Annotated in this window: 20 protein-coding genes and 2 tRNA genes; 15 read left to right on the forward strand and 7 right to left on the reverse strand. The window is 34.1% G+C overall.

Annotation, left to right across the window (positions count from 1 at the left end):
* Positions 1-78 precede the first annotated feature (78 nt).
* Genes CSUIS_RS00980 through pglD form a run of 8 tightly spaced genes read left to right on the forward strand, consistent with a single transcriptional unit; the run spans position 79 to position 9,133 of the window.
* On the forward strand, positions 79-1,581 hold the full coding sequence (locus CSUIS_RS00980) for an MATE family efflux transporter (protein ID WP_086296755.1): 1,503 nt from the start codon (positions 79-81) through the stop codon (positions 1,579-1,581).
* On the forward strand, positions 1,578-2,618 hold the full coding sequence (locus CSUIS_RS00985) for a glycosyltransferase (protein WP_086237033.1): 1,041 nt from the start codon (positions 1,578-1,580) through the stop codon (positions 2,616-2,618). Before CSUIS_RS00980 ends, CSUIS_RS00985 begins: the two co-directional genes overlap by 4 nt.
* A gap of 5 nt (positions 2,619-2,623) precedes the next feature.
* Positions 2,624-3,649, forward strand: a complete 1,026-nt coding sequence (locus tag CSUIS_RS00990; protein WP_236845283.1) for a glycosyltransferase — start codon at positions 2,624-2,626, stop codon at positions 3,647-3,649.
* Positions 3,649-4,770 carry an N-acetylgalactosamine-N,N'-diacetylbacillosaminyl-diphospho-undecaprenol 4-alpha-N-acetylgalactosaminyltransferase gene (gene pglJ, locus CSUIS_RS00995; RefSeq protein ID WP_086237031.1) on the forward strand — a complete coding sequence of 374 codons (1,122 nt, stop codon included), beginning with the start codon at positions 3,649-3,651 and terminating at the stop codon, positions 4,768-4,770. The genes CSUIS_RS00990 and pglJ overlap by 1 nt, the downstream gene beginning before the upstream one ends.
* Positions 4,754-6,844 carry an STT3 domain-containing protein gene (locus CSUIS_RS01000; RefSeq protein WP_086296756.1) on the forward strand — a complete coding sequence of 697 codons (2,091 nt, stop codon included), beginning with the start codon at positions 4,754-4,756 and terminating at the stop codon, positions 6,842-6,844. Before pglJ ends, CSUIS_RS01000 begins: the two co-directional genes overlap by 17 nt.
* Positions 6,845-6,848: 4 nt before the next feature.
* Entirely contained in the window at positions 6,849-7,964 is a 1,116-nt protein-coding gene (gene pglA / locus CSUIS_RS01005; protein WP_086296757.1) for a N,N'-diacetylbacillosaminyl-diphospho-undecaprenol alpha-1,3-N-acetylgalactosaminyltransferase, read from the forward strand.
* The gene (gene pglC / locus CSUIS_RS01010) at positions 7,957-8,562 is read left to right on the forward strand and encodes an undecaprenyl phosphate N,N'-diacetylbacillosamine 1-phosphate transferase (RefSeq protein ID WP_086242352.1); all 606 of its coding nucleotides are present in this window, start codon (positions 7,957-7,959) and stop codon (positions 8,560-8,562) included. The genes pglA and pglC overlap by 8 nt, the downstream gene beginning before the upstream one ends.
* On the forward strand, positions 8,549-9,133 hold the full coding sequence (gene pglD, locus CSUIS_RS01015; protein ID WP_086296758.1) for a UDP-N-acetylbacillosamine N-acetyltransferase: 585 nt from the start codon (positions 8,549-8,551) through the stop codon (positions 9,131-9,133). The genes pglC and pglD overlap by 14 nt, the downstream gene beginning before the upstream one ends.
* A 170-nt stretch (positions 9,134-9,303) precedes the next feature.
* Here pglD and CSUIS_RS01020 read toward each other — a convergent pair whose 3' ends face one another.
* From CSUIS_RS01020 to ribE, 7 genes are all read right to left on the reverse strand, one after another.
* On the reverse strand, positions 9,304-9,501 hold the full coding sequence (locus tag CSUIS_RS01020) for a hypothetical protein (RefSeq protein WP_086293435.1): 198 nt from the start codon (positions 9,499-9,501) through the stop codon (positions 9,304-9,306).
* A 146-nt stretch (positions 9,502-9,647) separates the two neighbouring features.
* Entirely contained in the window at positions 9,648-10,283 is a 636-nt protein-coding gene (locus CSUIS_RS01025; protein WP_086296759.1) for an ABC transporter ATP-binding protein, read from the reverse strand.
* A 2-nt stretch (positions 10,284-10,285) separates the two neighbouring features.
* Positions 10,286-11,350 carry a translation elongation factor Ts gene (gene tsf / locus CSUIS_RS01030; protein WP_086296760.1) on the reverse strand — a complete coding sequence of 355 codons (1,065 nt, stop codon included), beginning with the start codon at positions 11,348-11,350 and terminating at the stop codon, positions 10,286-10,288.
* Entirely contained in the window at positions 11,350-12,123 is a 774-nt protein-coding gene (gene rpsB / locus CSUIS_RS01035; RefSeq protein WP_086296761.1) for a 30S ribosomal protein S2, read from the reverse strand. The genes tsf and rpsB overlap by 1 nt, the downstream gene beginning before the upstream one ends.
* A 124-nt stretch (positions 12,124-12,247) precedes the next feature.
* A complete protein-coding gene (locus CSUIS_RS01040) occupies positions 12,248-12,454 on the reverse strand; it encodes a hypothetical protein (RefSeq protein WP_086242354.1) in 207 nt (68 codons plus the stop codon).
* Positions 12,455-12,456: 2 nt separating this feature from the next.
* Positions 12,457-13,131 carry a peptidoglycan editing factor PgeF gene (gene pgeF, locus CSUIS_RS01045; protein ID WP_086296762.1) on the reverse strand — a complete coding sequence of 225 codons (675 nt, stop codon included), beginning with the start codon at positions 13,129-13,131 and terminating at the stop codon, positions 12,457-12,459.
* Complete coding sequence (gene ribE / locus CSUIS_RS01050; RefSeq protein ID WP_086237273.1) at positions 13,115-13,726, reverse strand: riboflavin synthase; 612 nt, start codon at positions 13,724-13,726, stop codon at positions 13,115-13,117. Before ribE ends, pgeF begins: the two co-directional genes overlap by 17 nt.
* Positions 13,727-13,823: 97 nt before the next feature.
* Here ribE and mnmG point away from each other — a divergent pair, with 97 nt between their 5' ends.
* From mnmG to CSUIS_RS01085, 7 genes are all read left to right on the forward strand, one after another.
* Positions 13,824-15,683, forward strand: a complete 1,860-nt coding sequence (gene mnmG / locus CSUIS_RS01055; protein ID WP_086296763.1) for a tRNA uridine-5-carboxymethylaminomethyl(34) synthesis enzyme MnmG — start codon at positions 13,824-13,826, stop codon at positions 15,681-15,683.
* 155 nt (positions 15,684-15,838) lie between these two features.
* Positions 15,839-16,345 carry a ubiquinol-cytochrome c reductase iron-sulfur subunit gene (petA, locus tag CSUIS_RS01060; RefSeq protein WP_086296764.1) on the forward strand — a complete coding sequence of 169 codons (507 nt, stop codon included), beginning with the start codon at positions 15,839-15,841 and terminating at the stop codon, positions 16,343-16,345.
* Between the two features lie 10 nt (positions 16,346-16,355).
* Positions 16,356-17,603, forward strand: a complete 1,248-nt coding sequence (locus CSUIS_RS01065; RefSeq protein WP_086296765.1) for a cytochrome b — start codon at positions 16,356-16,358, stop codon at positions 17,601-17,603.
* Positions 17,600-18,625, forward strand: a complete 1,026-nt coding sequence (locus CSUIS_RS01070; RefSeq protein ID WP_086296766.1) for a c-type cytochrome — start codon at positions 17,600-17,602, stop codon at positions 18,623-18,625. Before CSUIS_RS01065 ends, CSUIS_RS01070 begins: the two co-directional genes overlap by 4 nt.
* A gap of 261 nt (positions 18,626-18,886) precedes the next feature.
* Positions 18,887-19,483, forward strand: a complete 597-nt coding sequence (locus tag CSUIS_RS01075) for a TonB-dependent receptor (RefSeq protein ID WP_086237016.1) — start codon at positions 18,887-18,889, stop codon at positions 19,481-19,483.
* A gap of 187 nt (positions 19,484-19,670) precedes the next feature.
* A tRNA-Gln gene (locus tag CSUIS_RS01080) sits at positions 19,671-19,745 on the forward strand.
* Positions 19,746-19,755: 10 nt separating this feature from the next.
* Positions 19,756-19,830 (forward strand) — tRNA-Met (locus CSUIS_RS01085).
* Positions 19,831-19,849 lie beyond the last annotated feature (19 nt).

A 19,849-nucleotide genomic window follows, 5' to 3' on the forward strand; every position in this document is an offset into this window, starting at 1 on the left:
TAAAATGCAAAAGATAAATTTTTAAGGAAAATTATGGCAGTTAAATTTTATTTTATTTCGCAAATATCGCTTAAATAGATGTATTTAAATTTGCTAACTACCATAGTCGTTTTTGCTTTGCAAACGGCTATTAATTTCTTTTTAACCCCGTATATTTTAAAGGTTTTAGGCGATGAGGCGTATGGATTTTTAGCTTTGGCAAATTCGCTTGTAAATTACGGATTTATCCTTGCTCTTGTAATCAACTCCGTAGCTAGTAGATTTATCGCTTGTGAATATCATAAGGGCAACTTCATCAAAGCTTCTAAATTTTATAGCTCTGTTTTGATGGCTAATTTTGGATTTAGTCTTATTATAGCTTTTATATCAATTATATTTTTGATTGAAATTCAATCCATAATAAATATCTCAAATGCTCTTTTAAGCGATGTTAGAATGACTATGGCGATATATTTTGTCAATTTTAGTATTGGGTTATTTAATGCTATTTTTAGCGTTCATGCCTTTATCAAAAACCAAATGTATCTAATATCGATTAGAAATGCGATCTCTACGGCTATATACGCCGTTTTTGTTCTTGGGCTATTTTGGCTATTTGATGCGATGATATATTATACTGCGGTGGCGGCTTTAATATCATCGATTTTTGTATTTTTTAGCGCTCTATTTTTAAACCGCAAATTTGGATTAAATCTGAAATTTACCCCTAAATATTTTAGGATTAAATTCATCAAAGTTCTAGTTAGAAGTGGGCTATTTAATAGCTTAAATATGCTTAGTCAGGTGCTATTAAGCGGGGTTAGTTTGCTTTTAGTTAATATCTTTATTAGTGCTATTAGTATGGGGATTTTGGCTCTATCAAGGTCTGTAACTATGATTATTGAGAGCTTTGTCATCACAACAGCAGTGGCTTGGAATCCACGATTTATTAAGCTACACTCAGATAATAAACCGCTTAGAGATGAGGTGATTTTAGCCCTTAAAAGCATAAGTTTTATAGCGTTGCCACCGATTGCGGTTTTTATGGTTTTGGCTGATGAGTTTTATAGGCTTTGGCTACCTTTTAAGAGTTTAAGCCAGATAGAGTATATCTATGAGCTGGTATTAATATCGCTTTTACCATCTATTGTTTTTGCTAGTTCTAGACCACTAATTAGTATAAATTTAATCACAGATAAGCTTAAGCGACCAGCTTTAGTAACGCTATTTATGGCTATTTGTGTATTTTGCATTCAAATTATTGGATTAATATTTTTTGAGTTTGGGTTAAAGGAGATAGCTATATCTATTAGTGTTGGAATTGTGCTTAAGATTACGCTATTTGACATTGCTAATGCTGGGGCAAATTTAGGTCTTAAGCTAGGCTCATTTTATCCTATTTATTTTAAAAATCTTATGGTATTTGCTTTGATTGTAGCTATTATCTATCCGGTTTCAAATATGATAAATATTGCTAATTGGTTTGATTTTTTACTATATTTTGGTTTTATTTTGATTTTTGGATATTTAATCGCTTTTGTGATGATACTTAGTAGCAAGGAAAGGGCGAGTTTGATAAGCAAGATTAGGGGGAGATTTTGAGAGTTGGATTTGTTATAACTACGCTTGGATTTGGCGGTGCTGAGAGGGTGCTTAGCCTAATAGCAAATCGCTTAAGCTATGAGTATAGCGTGGATATTATTAAATTTGATAATCAAAAGCCATTTTATGAGATTGAAAAAAGTATTAAAATTATAAATTTACCCGCTTTAAATGGCGGATTTTTGGTAAATTTAAAAAAGCGATTTAGCAAGATTTTTGCTCTTAGAAAGATTTTTAAAAGTAGTAAGTATGATATTATAATAAGCTTTATGGATAGCACAAATTTGCTTTGTTTGATGGCAAATTTAGGCTCAAAGCAAAGATTAATAATCACCGAGCATAGCCATCATAGCCTTTTGTCTTGGAAGTGGAAAATAGCTAAAAGACTCTTATATCCGCTTTGCGATGGGCTATCTGTGCTTAGTAGGAGTGATTATCAATATTATAGCTATGTGAAAAATAGATCTGTGATATATAATCCATTTTTTGGCGATATTGATGGGAAAAGTCAAGATAGAAAGGAGAATTTAATACTATTTGTAGGGAGATTGGAAAATATAAAGGGGTGCGATATATTTTTAAATTCGCTTAAATATTGTAATTTGGGCAATTACGCAGTTGAGATTTGTGGCGATGGCGGTGAGTTTAAGAGATTAAAAGATGAGTTTAGTAGTGATAAAATTAAATTTTTAGGTAGAATTAGCGATATTCAAAGCCACTATAAACGAGCTAAAATCATAGTATCTAGCTCACGAAATGAAGGACTTGGCAATGCTTTGATAGAGGCTTGTTTTTATAAAGTTGCTAGAGTTGCTACGCCTACAATCGGGGCTTGTGAGCTAATTTGCGATGGCGAAGATGGATTGATAAGTGATGATTTTAGCCCTAAAAGCTTAGCTAAGAAGTTAAATTTGGTTATAAATGATGAGAATTTAAGAGATAAATTAGCAAAAAATGGCTTTAATAGTAGGGCGAAATTTGGCTTAGAAAATATCTATCAAGATTGGCTAAATCTCATAAATAAGGCGATAAAGTGAAAATAATGCTAGTAATATCAGCCCTTAGAAATGGCGGTGCTGAGAGGGTGGTGGAGCTTTTAAGCTGTGAGCTTGGCAAAAATCATCAAATAGAGACTATTTATTTTGAAGAGAACTTAAATTTATATAAAATTAGCGGTAAATTAACGCATTTAAATATCTATGAAAATAGAAGTTATCTAAGCAAATTTAGCAAATTTTTAAAAATCCGAGCCTATGTAAAAAAGAGCAATCCTGATATAATCATCTCATTTATGGATCAAACAAATATAAATTTGATTATCTCAACTATCTTTTTAAAGCCTAAAATTATAGCTACTGAGCATGTTAGTTATAATCTGCTAAAATCACGAATTTGGCGTAAAATACGAGATATTAGCTATAGATTTTGCGATGCTTTAGTAGTGCTTAGCAAGGTAGATAAGGAGTATTATAATTTTGTTAAAAATTGCAAAATTATATATAATCCGCTATATCTCAAAGCTCAAAATAGCATTAAAAAGGAGAAACTAATCCTAAGCGTGGGAAGGCTTGAGCCTGTAAAGGGGTATGATTTATATTTAGAAGCACTTGCTTTAATAGATAAAAATCTTTTAAATGGGTATAAGATTATAATCGCTGGAGATGGTAGTGAGCGTAAAAAGCTTGAGCTAAAGGCTAAAAATTTGGGGCTAGATATTGAATTTTTAGGGCATATTAGCAAGATAGAAGAGCTATATCAAAGAGCAGAGATTTTGGTTTTGCCTAGCCTTAGCGAGGCATTTGGTAATGTATTAAATGAGGCTGGAGCTTATGGAGTAGTTAGGATTAGCACTCCAACGGCTGGGGCTTTAGAGATATTGCGTGATAACATAGATGCTTTAATAGCTAAAGATTTTAGCCCAAAGGCACTAAGCAACTCTATCATAAGGGCGATTAAAGATGAAAATTTAAGAGAAAATTTAGTAAAAAATATAAATTTAGATAGGTTTTCCTCACAAAGCATAGTCCTTAAATGGGAGGAGCTAATCAAAGAGTTAAAAGGAAAATAATGAAAAAAATCTCTCTATTTATCTACTCAATGGCTGGCGGTGGGGCTGAAAGAGTGGTCTCAAATCTACTTAATGAGCTTATAAAGCGATATGAGGTATATCTGGTTTTGATGAATAATACAATATCATATAAAATTCCTCACTCTGTTAAAATCTGTTATTTGGAGAATTCAAAGCCATTTGAAAATGGATTTTTGAAATTTGCTAAACTTCCATTTTTGGCTTTAAAATATAAAAAATTATGCGATGAGCTTGGGACTAACTTGCACTTTGTATGGATGAATCGCCCCTGCTATGTAGCGGCTTTGGCTAGGATTTTTGGGGATAAAAAGCCCTTGGTATTAAATGAGTGCTCCACCCCATCTGTGTTGTATGCGAGTAATACTCTAAAGTCTAAAATAAGCAAATTTTTACTTAGATGGCTATATCCAAAGGCGGATTTCATCTATCCAAATAGCCTTGGGAATTTAAGCGATTTAAGCGATAATTTTGGCATTAGCAAGGATAAGATGAAAGTGCTTTATAACGCAATTGACATTGAAGATATTCAAAAAAAAGCTAGTGAGTTAGTTGAGTTTAAGGAGGAGTTTTTCCTAAGTGTGGGAAGATTAGATAGTGGGAAAAATCATGAGCTTTTAATCAAAGCTTATGCGGGATTAAAAAACTGCGATAAATCGCTAATTATCTTAGGCGATGGAGTTTTACGGGGTAAATTAGAAGCGTTGATAAGGGAGTTGAATTTAGAAAATAGAGTATTTTTGCTAGGATTTGATAACAATCCATATAAATATATGGCAAAATGCTATGCTTTTGTCTTTGTAAGCTTATTTGAAGGATTTTCAAATGCTTTAATAGAAGCCTTAGCGTGTGAAAAATTAGTAATTTCAAGCGATCATAAAAGCGGTGCTAGAGAGCTAATTGGGGATAATCAATGGGGCTATCTTGTGCCTACTGGCGATCAAAAAGCAACGCAAGAGGCTATGCAAAGGGCGATCGATGAGCCAGATTTTGTCAAATATTATGAAAAAAACGCTATTATAAGGGCTAGAGAATTTGATAAAAAGATAGTAGCAAAAAATCTTATAGATGAGTTAGAGGCAATATATGCAAATTTTAAATAGATACCAAATTACAATATTTATTTTAATAGCCTATTTCTTTGCTTTATTATGCAGAATGGAGTGGGTGATATGGGCAAGTAGCTATAGCGATTTTATATGGAATAACCAATTAATGATAAGCACAAATGATGGCTACGCTTATGCTGAGGGTGCTAGGGATATGATAGCTGGTTTTCATCAGCCAAATGACCTTAGCTACTATGGAGCACCGCTTTCTACCTTGACTTTTTTATTAGCTAAAATTTTGCCATTTAGCCTAGAGACAATTATATTGTATTTAAGTATATTTTTATCTTCACTTATTGTAATTCCGATGATATTAATAGGTAGGGAATTTGGCTATGCTAAGGCGTTTTTTGTCGCTAGTTTGCTTGGCTCTATCGCAAATAGCTACTATAATCGCACAATGGCTGGGTATTATGATACGGATATGCTTGTTATCGTTTTACCGCTTTTTACTATTTGGGGATTAATTAGGCTACACTTTAAAGGGGATTTAATATCTTTTTTAATCATCGCTTTTTCAATGCTAGTGTATAATTGGTGGTATCCATCTAGCTATACTTTATGCGTTGGTATGAGTATATTTTATGCTATTTATACTCTGATTTTTGAGCGTAAAAATTTGCGTAATTACCAGGCTATTTTATTTATGATTTTAGCTATTAGTGCGGCTTGGTATATACTTAGATTGGCTTTGATTTTGGGGCTATTTGGGCTTATATATTTTAGGTCAAATTTGCTAAATTTTAGGGTGATGAGCTTGCTTTTTGTGGTGGTTTTATCGCTTTTTGTGATCTTTGGTGGATTAAATCCTATATGGTTTCAAGCTAAATTTTATCTATTTAGAAGTCTTGGAGATAGTAGTTCGGTTGAATTTTATTTTTATAATGTCAATCAGACTATTATGGAATCAGGTAGAATAGATTTAGGGCTATTTACTCAAAGGATTAGCGGACATTGGATTATATTTATCGCTGGGGTGATAGGGTATATACTTCTTTGTAGGAAATTTAAGATTTTTTTAGTAGCTATTCCTATGGTTGGACTTGGCTTTTTAGCTCTTAAGGGTGGGTTGAGATTTACTATTTATGCGGTTCCGATTATAGCTATGGGATTTGGATTTTTGCTTTTTTATATGCTTGAGAGATTAAAAGTTAAAAGATTAAATTTAATAGCTGGGATTATAAGCGTTTTAGCCCTAATCCCATCGCTTATACACATATATTATTATAAGCCATCAAGTGTGCTATTTAATACAGAAGTAAGCGTTTTAGATAGATTAGGCAAGGTAGCTGATAGGGAGGATTATACCTTAGCTTGGTGGGATTATGGATATGTGATTAGATATTATAGCGATACAAAGACGCTAATTGATGGTGGAAAGCATTTAGGCAGGGAGAATTACGCAGTTAGTTATGCTCTAACTATGCCACCAAGTAGCTCAGCCAATATGGCTAGACTTGAGGTAGAATATACACAAATGGGCTATGAGAAGGATTATGGTGGCAAAAATTTAGAGCAAATCTTAAAAGATTATAACTATAGTGATTTAACTAAATTTTTAAGCGATATTAAAAGTGATAAATTTAATCTACCACAAAAAAGTCGTGATATATACTACTTTTTGCCAGATAGAATGCTAGGAATATTCCCTATAGTTAGCAAATTTTCTCGTTTGGATCTATTAAATGGCAAGGAGTGGGCCGATCCGTTCTTTGTAGTGGCTACAAATTTCACTCAAGTAAAAGATGGAATTGCTCTAAATAATGGGATAATAATCTCAAATGACGCCACATATATCGATTTAAATGGTCAAAAATTTAGAGTAAATAGCTACATAGAAACCAAATATGATGAGAATATGAAACTTAGTAAGAGCATACACAATATAGATAATCTAGCTGATATTTATCTGATTTATATGGTTGATTATGGGCGATTTATCTTGCTTGATAAGGAGATGTTTAATAGCACTTTTATCCAGCTTTATGTGCTTGAGAATTATGAAAAAACGCCATTTGAGCCTGTGATATTAGACCCAACTGCTAAGGTATATAAATTAAAAAGGTAGCACTATGAAAATAGGATTTTTATCCCATTCAGATATGAGTATATATCACTTTAGATTGCCTATTATGCGAGCTTTAAAAGATTTAGGGCATGAGGTAATCGCTATTGTGCCAAAGGGTAGTTATAATGAGCTGATTAAAGCGGAATTTAGGCTTATAAATTATGATATTGATAAGGCTAGTTTAAATCCATTTAGGGTGTTTAAAGATACAAAAAATTTAACAAAATTATTAAAATCATTAAATTTGGATTTAATCCAAACTTCAGCTCACAAATCAAATATATTTGGCACACTAGCCGCTAAAAGAGCTGGTATAAAATATATAGTAAATTTAGTTGAAGGGCTAGGTAGCTTTTACACATCAAATTCATTTAAAAATATAGCTGTTAGATATATTATTGAAATCCTATATTTTATCACTTTTAGACTCTCAAATGCTACAATTTTTGTTAATGATTCAGATCCAAACTATATGCTAAATCATCATCTAATCCCAAAGAGTAAGGTCATTCGCATAAAAAGCGTAGGCGTGGATGCAAATAAATTTAATCCGCAAATTCTCAATCTATATAACTTTAACAGCGATAAAAAAATTATATTAATGGTAGCTAGAGCATTAAAAGATAAAGGTGTTATGGAGTTTTACCAAGCAGCTAGGATATTAAAAGATAGAGATGATTGTCAATTTGTATTTGTAGGCTCAAGCGACCCTAATAATCCATCAAGCATTGATGAGAGCTTTTTATCTAGCACCAATGTAACCCACATAAGCTGGAGTGATGAGATAGCAAATATGCTAGCATCTTGCTATATGTTTGTTTTGCCAAGTTATAAAGAGGGATTTCCTCGCACTATTTTAGAGGCTATGAGTATGGCTAAACCATCAGTTGTAAGCAACTGCGATGGCTGCATAGAGGCTATAGATGATGGCGTTAGTGGCTTAATTTGCAAGATAAGAGATCCAGTCGATTTAGCAAATAAGATAGCAACTCTTTTAGATGATAGCTTATTAGCTACTAAGATGGGTAAAAATGCTAGAGATATAGTATTGGCTAATTATAATCAACCTCTTATAACAACAAAATATATTAAATTTTATAAGGCATTAGCAGGTGTATAGATATTTTTTTAAAAGAGTATTTGATATTTTAGGTGCTTTGATTTTGATTATTTTGACCTTACCTGTGATGATATGGGCCTGTTTTGCTATCAAAAGAGAGCTTGGCTCTCCTGTGATATTTACCCAGTCTCGTCCTGGCAAGGATGAAAAGATATTTAAAATTTACAAATTTCGCTCAATGAGTAATGAGAGAGATAGTGATGGGAATTTGCTAAGCGATGAGATTCGCCTTGGCAAATTTGGCAAAAAGATTAGAGCGCTTAGCATAGATGAGCTACCACAACTTTTTAATGTATTAAAAGGCGATATGAGCTTTATAGGGCCTAGACCGCTTTTAGTAGAGTATCTACCGCTATACTCAAAGGAGCAAAAACGCCGCCATAATGTCCGTCCAGGTATCACAGGTCTAGCTCAAGTAAATGGGCGAAACGCTATAAGCTGGGGGGAGAAATTTAAATTTGATACATTTTATGCTGATAATTTAAGCTTATTTTTAGATATAAAAATCGCCATACAAACCATCAAAAAGGTGATAAAAAAAGATGGGGTAAATAAAGATGGTATGGCAACTACGGAGAAATTCAATGGCTGCAACTAGCCTTTATATCTATGGCAATGGCGGCCATGCTAAGGTCGTAGCTGATATTGCTATGGCAAATGGATATGGGAATTTAATATTTTTAGATGATAATGATGGGTTGAAATTTAGCCCAAATCTACCAAAATATCCAGTTATAATCGCTATTGGCAATGCTGAGGCTAGAGCGAGAGTACAAAATTTGGTTTTATCAAGCGGATTTGAGTTAATTACGCTAATCCACCCTACAGCCATCATATCTAATAGCGTTCAAATCGGCGTTGGAAGCGTGGTTATGCCAGGAGCGATAATAAATGCTAATAGCGTAATTGGAAGTGGAGTTATCGTAAATAGCGGTGCTATAATAGAGCATGATTGTCTAATAGATGATTTTGCTCATATCTGCCCTGGAGTAGCTATAGCCGGTGCTGTAAGCGTTGGCAAACGATCGTGGATAGGGATAGGAAGTAGCGTAATTCAAGGGATCAAAATAAAGCAAGATATAATCATAGGTGCTGGAAGTATCGTAGTTAAAGATATTTTAGAAGGTAGCTTAGCGTATGGAAATCCATGCAGGGTAGTAAAAAGATAAATTTATGCGTGATTTAATCTATTTGGTAGCTTAGGCTGGATTATTGGGTTTGGTAATCCAAGCTTTTAGCTCTATTTTTTACAAAGCTTTATAAATAAAATTTATAATATTGCTAATTTAAATCTTATAATTTATAGATAGATAATCGCTATAAATTATAAATTTATATATTAAGCCAAAATATCTAGCTTATTATCGCTATTAATAGTAGTTTGATTTATCGTACTACTACTAAGTTCAACTTTGATTTTATCATCTTTATTATCTTTTTTCCCTTCCTCTTGTTTTTCTAGTATTTTTAATAGATCATATGTTTGATGAAGCTCCTTTGGCACACAAGCATGTTGAAGCATTGTCATTCTTACCATTTTATATCCTTAAAAATAGTTTTTACAATATTATCTATTTATATATTAAATTATACTTAAAATATATAGATTTTAAAAATATATTTAAGAATTAATAAAGGATACATTATATTTCTATTAAAAATTATAAATAAACCTAATAATTATCAAATTTTAGTTAGAGTGTAGTTGGCTAATTGATAGCTATCATCGCATAATTTAGCCATATCTTCATCGTGAGTTACTAATACCAAAGCAGCTTCATTGCTCTTTACATAGTCAAATATTACGCTCATTACCTCTTTAGCGGTTATTTGATCTAAATTTCCAGTTGGCTCATCTGCAAATATTATTTTAGGTTTTTTAGCTAAAACTCTAGCGATACTAACTCTTTGTTGCTGTCCGCCGCTAAGTTCGCCTATTTTTTGATTTATTACCTTATCTATATTTAGAGCTTTTAATAGTTTTGTCTCTATGTTTTGACCGCTTAGTATTGTAGCAAGCTCGATATTTTCAAACCCATTAAACCCCTTAAATAGATAGTGTGCTTGAAAGATAATGCCAAAGTCATATCTGCGAATTTTTAAAAGCTCATCGCTAGTTAGATTATAAAGCGATTTATCATTGTATATAACTTCACCGCTAACTGGTTTTAAAAGGGTGGATAGAATGTGTAAAATTGTAGATTTACCGCTACCACTTACCCCCATAATAGCGGTGGTGGTAGCTGGTTTTATATCTAAGTTTATATTATTAAAAAGCTGATAGTCAAATTTATGAGATAAATTCAACGCTTTTAGCATTATTAAGCCATTTGAGCGGCTACTTCAGCTGCAAAGTCTTCGCTCTTTTTCTCTAGACCTTCACCTACTTCAAATCTTACATAGCTTACGATTTCTATTTGACCGCCAAGTTTTTTAGCCTCTTCAGTGATAACTTGCTCAATAGTTTTTTTATCATCCATTACATAGAATTGCCCTAAAAGAGTAAGTCGTTGGTCTAATTGAGTATTATCTGCTATATATCTATCGATTTGACCTGGAAGGATTTTATCCCAGATGGCTTCAGGTTTGCCTTGTTTTCTTAGCTCTTCTTTTAAATTCTCAGTTGCTTTAGCTATTACTTCATCGCTTAATTGAGCACGGCTAGCAAATTCTGGTATTTTGTGAAGTGGCTTTTTAAGGCGAACTAGCTCTTCGTTTTCTTTTTCAAGCTCACCTTTAAGAGCTAGATACTCTTTTTCTATAAATTCAGGGTCAAACTCTTTATAGCTGATGACTTGAGGCTTCATAGCAGCTGCGTGCATACAAAGATTTCTTAAGAAATCGTGGATTTTACTAGCTGTCTCTTCAGAATCACAAGCCGCACCAATAAGAACGCCCACACGGCTATTTGAGTGGATATATCCAGCTACAATCCCATTTTTACTAGCTTTGATAGTTTCAAATCTTCTTACAACTAAATTTTCGCCGATAGTTGCGATTTGGCTTTGGAAATACTCTTCAAATTTAACTCCGCCTATGCTAGACTCTTTTAGCTCATCAACTGTAGTGATTGAGTTTGTCTGTACATGAAGAGTTGTATTTTTAACTAGATCGACAAAGGTTGCATTTTTAGCCACAAAGTCAGTTTCAGAGTTAATCTCTGTGATAGTTGCTGTTTTATTATCATCACTTACAACCACACTTACAAGACCTTCACTAGCTAGGCGATCAGCCTTTTTAGCAGCCTTACCAAGACCTTTTTCTCTTAGTATATCAACTGCTTTTTCCATATCTCCATTAGCTTCTTGAAGAGCCTTTTTGCAGTCCATCATACCAGCTCCGGTGCTTTCACGGAGCTCTTTTACCATACCTGCGCTAATTTCCATTACTCTTCCTCGCTTTCAAACATAGCTTCTGCTAATACTTCATCTTTCTCTTCTTGAGTTGGAGCTTCTATCTCTTCTGCGGTCTCATCTTGATCTCTTAGAGCCTTACCTTCATTTATCGCTTCAGCCATCTCTTGGCAGAATAGTTGAACGCTCCTTATCGCATCATCATTGCCTGGAATTGGGTAGTCGATAATATCTGGGTCGCAGTTTGTATCGATTGGTGCTACAACTGGTATTTTCAATTTGTTAGCTTCTGCAACGGCGATCTTCTCTTTTACTGTATCGATTACAAATATCATATCAGGAAGTGTTTTTATATTTCTAATACCGCCTAGAGTTGCGATTAATTTCTCTTTTTTACGGCGAAGCATTAGGGCTTCTTTTTTAGTTAATAAATTTATAGAGCCATCTTCTTCCATAGCTTCTATAACTTCAAGCTTTCTTATAGATTGTCTAATTGTCCCAAAATTCGTCATCATACCGCCAAGCCATCTGTGATTTACATATGGCATACCGCATTTTTCAGCATACTCTTTTACTGCGATACCAGCTTGTTTTTTAGTGCCGACAAATAGTATAGTTTTGCCTTCAGCTGCGGCGTCTCTTACTATATTATATGTGTATCTAAAATATCTAATAGTTTTTTGTAAATCTATTATATAAATGCCTTTTCTCTCGCCAAAAATGAATTTTTTCATCTTTGGATTCCAGCGTCTTGTTTGGTGACCAAAATGCACACCGCACTCTAGTAAATCTCTCATAGTTACCATGAGTTTCTCCTTAAAATTAAATTTAGTTTATTCCCTCTACGCTCCTTAACAGCGGCATTTGCTGCAACTAAACAAGGATTAGCATATGTGAAATGAAGGTGGCATTCTATCTAAATTTAACTTATTATTTGCTGAGTTGGAATTTCTCTTTTATATTTTCTAATGAGTTAAATATTTGGGCGATTTTTTCTAAATCATAGCCTTGAATTTCAAAATTTTTAGCCTTGAAAAATAGCTCTAAAAGTGCGATATTTTCTCCAAATTCTAATCCATAATTTCTAGCATTTTGCGAAATTTTTAAAAGCTCTATATCTGTATATCTCTCATACATTTTCACCCCTTTAACATTATAAATCCAGCAAATCTACCTGTGATTTTATCCCTTCTATATGAGTAAAATCTCTCATTGCAATGGTTACAAATATCGCTAAATTCATAATCTACCACCCCAAGAGTATTAAGCTCAGCTCTCAAAGCCCCATTTATATCAAATTTAGCATTATCTTTAAATTTATTAAATTCCCCAAGATCCAAATCCCCTATCTCATAGCAATTTTTTTTGATATTTGGTCCGATTATGGCTTTGATATTTTTAGGGTTTGAGCCAATTTTATCAATAGTTTTGCTAACTATTTTTGATACTACTCCAGCCCTGCCAGCGTGGATAGCAGCAACTACACCTAGCTTTTTATCATAGAGCAAAACCGCAGCACAATCAGCCACCATAGCACAAATCCCAACGCCCTTTAAATGGGTAAAAATCGCATCACAAGGTGGCAAATTTAATCCACTATACTCCATCACAAAATCAGAGTGTATCTGCTCCATAAAAATTAAATTTTTAGCCCCAATTTTACTAGCTAGAGTATCTCTATTTTGCCTTACATTTTGGCTACTATCGCCGACATGATAAGCTAAATTCAAACTCCCATAAACGCCATTGCTAACTCCGCCAAATTTAGTTGTAAATCCAGCAATTATTTTATCATCATCAATAGATACTAGCATAAAAATCAGCCTTTTGCCAAGTGAGAGCTTGGCTTTTTGAGTTTAAAATTCTATCAATATAACGAGCTAAAATATCGCTTTCTATATGAACTCTCCTACCTACTTTAAACTCTCCAAATAGCGTATCTTTCATACTTATAGGGATTAGGGTTAGACGCATTAAATTTGAGCTAATATCATTAATGGTTAAGCTCACACCCTCAACTCCAATAGCCCCTTTATTAGCGACTAAATGTAAAATTTCATTTGGCAATTCTATGATAAAATCCACCCCAGTTTGTAATCTCTTAATGCTTTTTATCACCCCAATTGCATCTATATGCCCTTGCATTAAATGCCCATCAATCCTATCGCCAATCCTCATAGCTGGTTCTATATGAACCCTATCTTTATAATTTTCTAAGGCTAATATATTAGCACTTTCACTACTTAATTCTACTACAAATCCATCTTTATCAATGTTTGTTACGCTCAAGCAAGCGCCATTTACAGCTATACTATCACCTAAATTTGGCTTATAAGTAGCCTTTATGCTTAGATTTTTACCATCAAAGCTACGCACAATGCCAATCTCACGAATTAGACCATTAAACATAATTTCCCCAAATTTAAATTGATAAATTATAGTCTAATTTTATAAATCTTTTACTATAAATTAGGTAAAATCGCCCCTAAAAATCACAAGGCAAATTATGAAGTATGATATTATCGTAGTTGGTGGAGGACACGCTGGGATTGAGGCATCCTTAGCTGCGGCTAAAATGGGAGCTAAAACCCTACTTATAACCATCTTAGCAGAGCAAATAGGCGCAGCTAGTTGTAATCCAGCTATTGGAGGATTAGCTAAGGGGCATTTGGTTAAAGAGATAGATGCTTTAGGCGGTCAAATGGGTCTTACTACTGATGAGTGCGGGATACAATTTCGCCTCTTAAATGAGAGCAAAGGTCCAGCCGTGCGTGGTAGTAGAGCTCAAATCGATATGGATAGATATAGAATTTATATGCGAAATTTGCTTTTAAATACTCCAAATTTACAGATCACTCAAGAGATCGCTACTGAGATTTTAACATTAAATTCAAAAATTATAGGAGTTAAAACTCACTTAGATAATGAGTATAGCTGTGATAAACTCATCATAACAACAGGGACATTTCTAAATGGCTTAATCCATGTGGGCACAAATAAGCTTGAAGCTGGTCGTGTAGGGGAATTAAGCTCAAAAGAGCTATCAAGCTCACTATCATCTCTTGGGCTTGAAATGGGTAGATTAAAGACTGGAACTTGCCCAAGGGTATTAGCAAATTCGATTGATTTTAGCGTTTTGGAAATTCAAGATGGCGATACCAATCCAAAGCCATTTAGCTTTAGAAGTAAAAATTGGAGCAAAAAGCAGCTCCCATGCTATATAGCTTATACCAATGAAACCACGCATGATATTATAAGATCCAATTTTGATAGGGCTCCGCTATTTACAGGACAGATAGAAGGGGTAGGGCCAAGGTATTGCCCAAGCATCGAAGATAAGATAAATCGCTTTGGAGATAGGGAGCGCCATCATCTATTTATAGAGCCTCAAACTCTAGAGGCTACTGAATACTATATAAACGGCTTTTCAACCTCACTTCCATATGATGCGCAAGTAGCAATGCTAAGGTCGATTAAGGGCTTTGAAAATGCGATTATTGTCCGTCATGGATATGCTATAGAATATGATTATGTCAATCCAACCGAGCTTAAGCACACACTAGAGACAAAAAAGATTAGTGGGCTATATTTAGCCGGGCAGATAAATGGAACTACAGGATATGAAGAGGCTGCGGCTCAAGGGCTTATGGCTGGGATTAATGCTACTTTAAATTTACAAAATAAAGAGCCATTGATACTTCGCAGAGATGAGAGCTATATAGGTGTTTTAATAGATGATCTAGTCACAAAAGGGACAAAAGAGCCATATAGAATGTTTACTAGTAGGGCGGAATTTAGGCTACTTTTAAGGGAAGATAACGCAAATTTAAGACTTAGCAAATATGGATTTGATATAGGATTATTACCAAAAGAGGCTTATGATGAGGTTGTGGCTTTAAAAGATGAATTGCAAAAAGCGATGGAGCTTTTGCTTACTAATGAGATTACGCCAAATAAAGATACTCTTGAGTTTTTAGCAGATATGGGCGAAGAGCCAATAAATGAGAAGATAACGCTACAAAAATTGGTAGCTAGAAAGAGCTTTGATGAAGATAAGCTTAGAAAGCTTGATTTATTCTTTGAAAATTTAAGCAAAGAGTCTATAAATCAAATTCTAACAGAGGCAAAATACTACCATTACATCGCCCAGCAACACATAGAAGTTGAGAAGATGAAAGGGCTTTTGGATATTAAAATCCCAAGCGATTTGGATTTTAAATCAATTAGCGGGTTGAGTAATGAGGTGGTTGAAAAGCTTATTAAATTTACTCCACCAACTCTTGCGGCAGCTTCAAATATCAGCGGAATCACCCCAGCAGCCATAGATATTTTGCATATTGCTATTAAACATCATAAATTTAGCTAAGCTTTGAGCCTAGCTAATTTCTTTACTAAAATTAATTCTAATTAAATAAAATTTTAACTTTAAAATGGTAGAATTATGGGTTTAGTTTCGCTTTTATAATATAAAAGTTAGCTTAAATTTAGTGGCAATAATCAAAATATATAGAAAGGAAAAAAATGTCTATTCAAAAGCAAGAAAGACGCGATTTCATCGGAATGGCATTTGGTGCTGTCGCAGCTGTGGGCGGTGCTTTTGCTTTGGTTGGAATGAAAAAGTCTTGGGATCCACTTCCTAGCGTTAAAGCAGCGGGTTTTACCACAGTAGATCTAAGCCCTATGCAGCCTGGCGAATTCCGCCAAGTAGAGTGGCGTAAAAAGCCTATTTTTATCATTAAAAAAGATGAGAATATGAAGGCTAATCCTTCAAGAGATGTAGTGGTAGGTAATGAGAATTATATAGTTACAATCGGTCTTTGTACGCACCTTGGATGCATACCTAGCTGGAGTGCTAGTGATAAGATGTTTAAGTGTGCCTGTCATGGTGGAGAGTTTAATTCTGATGGTATGAATGTATTTGGTCCGCCGCCACGCCCACTAGATATTCCACCATTTAAAATTGATGGGACTAAGCTTGTACTAGGCGAAGAAGGCCCTGAGTACAAAAAATTAGTCGCTACAGCGTAAGGGAGGATCTATGGCACATATTACAAAAGCTACAAGCGTAAGAGATTGGTTCGATCAGCGTATAGCTCTTACAAAATTATGGAATGTCCTAGCAGGGCAATACTGGATACCTAAAAATATCAATTTTCTTTGGGCAATGGGCGTGATTTTAACCGTCTTATTTACCTTGCTTTTTATCAGTGGTTTATTGCTTTTAATGTATTATAAACCAGATGCGAATTTGGCATTTGATAGTGTGAATTACACTATTATGAAAGAGGTTGAGTATGGTTGGTTATGGCGACATATTCACGCAGTTGCGGCATCTGTGATTTTCTTAATTATCTATATTCACGCATTTGTTGGAATTTACTATGGTTCATATAAAAAAGGCCGTGAGATGATATGGATTAGCGGTATGTTGCTTTTCTTGATTTTCTCTGCTGAAGCATTTAGTGGATATATGCTACCATGGGGACAGATGAGCTACTGGGCAGCGCAAGTTATCACTCAACTATTTGGCGGAATTCCATTTATTGGCGGTGCGTTAGTTGAGTGGATTAGGGGGGATTACGCAGTTAGCGATCCTACACTTACAAGATTTTTTATGCTTCATGTATGTTTATTACCTATTGTTATTATCATGGTTATAGGGCTTCATTTTTATACTCTTAGAGTTCCACATGTAAATAACCTCGAAGGTGAAGAGATAGATTTTGAGCTTGAAGCTGAAAAATATCTAAAAGGCGATACTATAAATTCAAAAGTTATCCCATTTTGGCCAGGATTTTTAAGTAAAGATTTCTTTTATGTATCTTTATTTATGATATTCTTCTTCTATTTAGTGAGTTTCCATTTTAATTTTGCCATGGATCCAATCAACTTCGATCCAGCTAACGCAGCTAAAACACCAACTCATATCTATCCTGAGTGGTATTTCTTATGGCAATATGAAATTTTGCGTGGATTTTTCTTTGATATTGGACCTTTAAAAGCGGCTGATATAGGTGCTTTGGCTATGGCTTTTGCCGGAATTTCACTACTATTTATGCCTTTATATGATAGAAGTGATGTTGTAGCGCCAGCTCACAAAAGAAAAGGCTTTTTTGTATGGTTTTGGCTACTTATAATTGATTTAATTATCCTAACAGTATATGGCAAACTTCCTCCAACAGGATTTAATGCTTGGATAGGATTCTTCTCATCAGTTGGCTTCCTTGTGTTGCTACTTGTAGTGCTTCCTATCATCACAATCAAGGAAAGAAAGGCAAATAGATGAAAGAATTAAAAGCGTTTTTAATTGTAGTCATTGTTACGGGTGCTATTTATTGGGGTGTTGAGCCTTATGCGCACTCAGTTTTACACCCTCATGTTGAACCGGCAAATTTTGATTTTGCTAAAGAGGATATAAATCTAGCAAAGACTAATGTAGAAAAAGCTGAAACCGCCTTAAAAGCTGCTCAAGCTAGCGGTGATGCCACTGCGATCGATGGTGCTTCTAAGACTTTAGAGAGTGCTAAAGCTCAATTAGAAAAATATAGCTCTTTTTGGGCTGATATAAATAGCATTGATCTTGCTAAGGGCGATGCTACTTCAGGTCAAAATCTAGTAGTAGCAGCTGGCTGTACAGCGTGCCATAGTATAAAATCAGCAGGATTTGAACCAGCTATGGATGATAAGAGTGCTAGTGAAGCTTATGGCGTTGCTCCACCAGATTTAAGCAATATTGGTTATCTTTATGATGGTAAATTCTTAGCTGCTCTTATCAAAGATCCAGCTATGACATTAAAGGTTACGCATAAATTTAATGATACAAATCCATTTCCTATGACAGCATTCTATGGTGCTGGTGGCGATCTAAATCAAGAAGTTGCCGATTTAGTAGCATACTTTAAAAGCATAGCACCAAAAGAGATGAGCGATAGAGATGTGTTTGTTGAGTCTTGTGCTAGATGCCATGATATGAAATATGTAAATGTATTTGCAAATGGTAATAAACAAAGCATATCAAACTATCTAGGAATGACCCCACCAGATCTATCTATGTATATTAGATCAAGAGATGAATTATATTTAAATAATTTTATCAACGATACTCAAAAAATGCTTCCGGGCACATCTATGCCTCGTGTTGGCTTAAATGAGAAAGCACAAAAGCAAGTTATTGAGTATATGAGAGAGTCTGGTGATAGTAAAAAAGATGAGCGAGAGACAACTGGTATTTATATCATGATCTATTTTGCTATTCTTAGCGTATTTGCTTGGGCTTGGAAACGCAAAATTTGGTCTAAATTACACTAATACCGCTAAAGATTTAGGGCAAATTCGCTCTAAATCTTACCTATAAACAATTTTTATAAATTCATCTTTGTAATATTAAGAAAATTAAATCCATAATTAATACTAAAATTTAGAAGAGATAAATCAATTTATGATTATTTCAAATTTTTAAATACAAAAATTAATATTTTCGTAAAAAATTTAAAGCAATTTATATAATTTAAGCTTAGATTAATGGGGGGGGTATAATTACATTTCAATATTTTAAAATAAGGAGATAGAATGATAAATTCTACTTTAAAAATTTGTCTTGTTGCCTCTATGGCCTGCTCGTTTGCACTTGCTGAGGGTGCATTTATCGGTGTTGAGAGTGATTACTCTTTTAAATCAAATTTAAAAATGAAATTAAATGATGGTGAAAAAGAAACTTTCAAAAAAGCTCAAACTGGAATTGGCATAAAAGGCGGTTATGATTTTGATATGTATAGAGTTTATGGCTCTTATGTTTATGATTTTCAAACTAGCAAAACAAAAGTCGATGAAGATGGAGACAATTTTAAACTAAAATGGCTAACTCATAAATTTATCGTTGGAGCTGACTATACTCCATCTATAACAGATAATTTTAAACTAGCAGTTGGTCCATATACTGGCTATTCTAGATTGACATTAAAACCTGAAGGCGAAGGCAAAGCTAACACAAATGGCTGGATAATAGGTGCAAAACTAGGTGGAATTTACTCAATCGATAAAAATAACGAGCTAGAGTTTGGCTTCAAAACAGACAGAACAGATTACAAAAAAGTATCGAAATTTGAATTAAAAGATGTAAAAGAGACAAACTACGGCTTATATTTAGGATATAACTATAAATTCTAAAATTTAGCAGATCATATTTTATGGTCTGCTTAAACTAACTTTACAATAAATGAAAATTACATTTATCAAAAACTTTTATGATATTAAGCAAATTTATTTATTATAAATTTGATAATTTTGAGTAATTTTTGCCAAAATGCTTGACAAAAGGCAAAAGATATAGTATAATTCCAACTCATTTTTATATTGGGGTATCGCCAAGCGGTAAGGCAACAGGTTTTGGTCCTGTCATTCAGAGGTTCGAATCCTCTTACCCCATCCACCTCTTATGACGCGAGATGGAGCAGTGGTAGCTCATCGGGCTCATAACCCGAGGGTCGGGGGTTCAAGTCCCTCTCTCGCAACCATCAAGTTACTCTAAAGATA

The organism is Campylobacter porcelli (assembly GCF_002139855.1).
GTDB lineage: Bacteria > Campylobacterota > Campylobacteria > Campylobacterales > Campylobacteraceae > Campylobacter > Campylobacter porcelli.

What these genes read in the sequence shown, in the direction of transcription:
- pglD (WP_086296758.1), top strand. Translation starts at nt 8,549, where the DNA reads ATGGCTGCAACTAGCCTTTATATCTATGGCAATGGCGGCCATGCTAAG.
- rpsB (WP_086296761.1), bottom strand. Translation starts at nt 12,123, where the DNA reads ATGGTAACTATGAGAGATTTACTAGAGTGCGGTGTGCATTTTGGTCAC.
- CSUIS_RS01070 (WP_086296766.1), top strand. Translation starts at nt 17,600, where the DNA reads ATGAAAGAATTAAAAGCGTTTTTAATTGTAGTCATTGTTACGGGTGCT.
- CSUIS_RS01040 (WP_086242354.1), bottom strand. Translation starts at nt 12,454, where the DNA reads ATGTATGAGAGATATACAGATATAGAGCTTTTAAAAATTTCGCAAAAT.
- CSUIS_RS00990 (WP_236845283.1), top strand. Translation starts at nt 2,624, where the DNA reads ATGCTAGTAATATCAGCCCTTAGAAATGGCGGTGCTGAGAGGGTGGTG.
- CSUIS_RS01025 (WP_086296759.1), bottom strand. Translation starts at nt 10,283, where the DNA reads ATGCTAAAAGCGTTGAATTTATCTCATAAATTTGACTATCAGCTTTTT.
- CSUIS_RS00980 (WP_086296755.1), top strand. Translation starts at nt 79, where the DNA reads ATGTATTTAAATTTGCTAACTACCATAGTCGTTTTTGCTTTGCAAACG.
- pglA (WP_086296757.1), top strand. Translation starts at nt 6,849, where the DNA reads ATGAAAATAGGATTTTTATCCCATTCAGATATGAGTATATATCACTTT.
- ribE (WP_086237273.1), bottom strand. Translation starts at nt 13,726, where the DNA reads ATGTTTAATGGTCTAATTCGTGAGATTGGCATTGTGCGTAGCTTTGAT.
- CSUIS_RS01075 (WP_086237016.1), top strand. Translation starts at nt 18,887, where the DNA reads ATGATAAATTCTACTTTAAAAATTTGTCTTGTTGCCTCTATGGCCTGC.
- pgeF (WP_086296762.1), bottom strand. Translation starts at nt 13,131, where the DNA reads ATGCTAGTATCTATTGATGATGATAAAATAATTGCTGGATTTACAACT.
- pglJ (WP_086237031.1), top strand. Translation starts at nt 3,649, where the DNA reads ATGAAAAAAATCTCTCTATTTATCTACTCAATGGCTGGCGGTGGGGCT.
- mnmG (WP_086296763.1), top strand. Translation starts at nt 13,824, where the DNA reads ATGAAGTATGATATTATCGTAGTTGGTGGAGGACACGCTGGGATTGAG.
- CSUIS_RS01065 (WP_086296765.1), top strand. Translation starts at nt 16,356, where the DNA reads ATGGCACATATTACAAAAGCTACAAGCGTAAGAGATTGGTTCGATCAG.
- CSUIS_RS01000 (WP_086296756.1), top strand. Translation starts at nt 4,754, where the DNA reads ATGCAAATTTTAAATAGATACCAAATTACAATATTTATTTTAATAGCC.
- petA (WP_086296764.1), top strand. Translation starts at nt 15,839, where the DNA reads ATGTCTATTCAAAAGCAAGAAAGACGCGATTTCATCGGAATGGCATTT.
- CSUIS_RS01020 (WP_086293435.1), bottom strand. Translation starts at nt 9,501, where the DNA reads ATGGTAAGAATGACAATGCTTCAACATGCTTGTGTGCCAAAGGAGCTT.
- tsf (WP_086296760.1), bottom strand. Translation starts at nt 11,350, where the DNA reads ATGGAAATTAGCGCAGGTATGGTAAAAGAGCTCCGTGAAAGCACCGGA.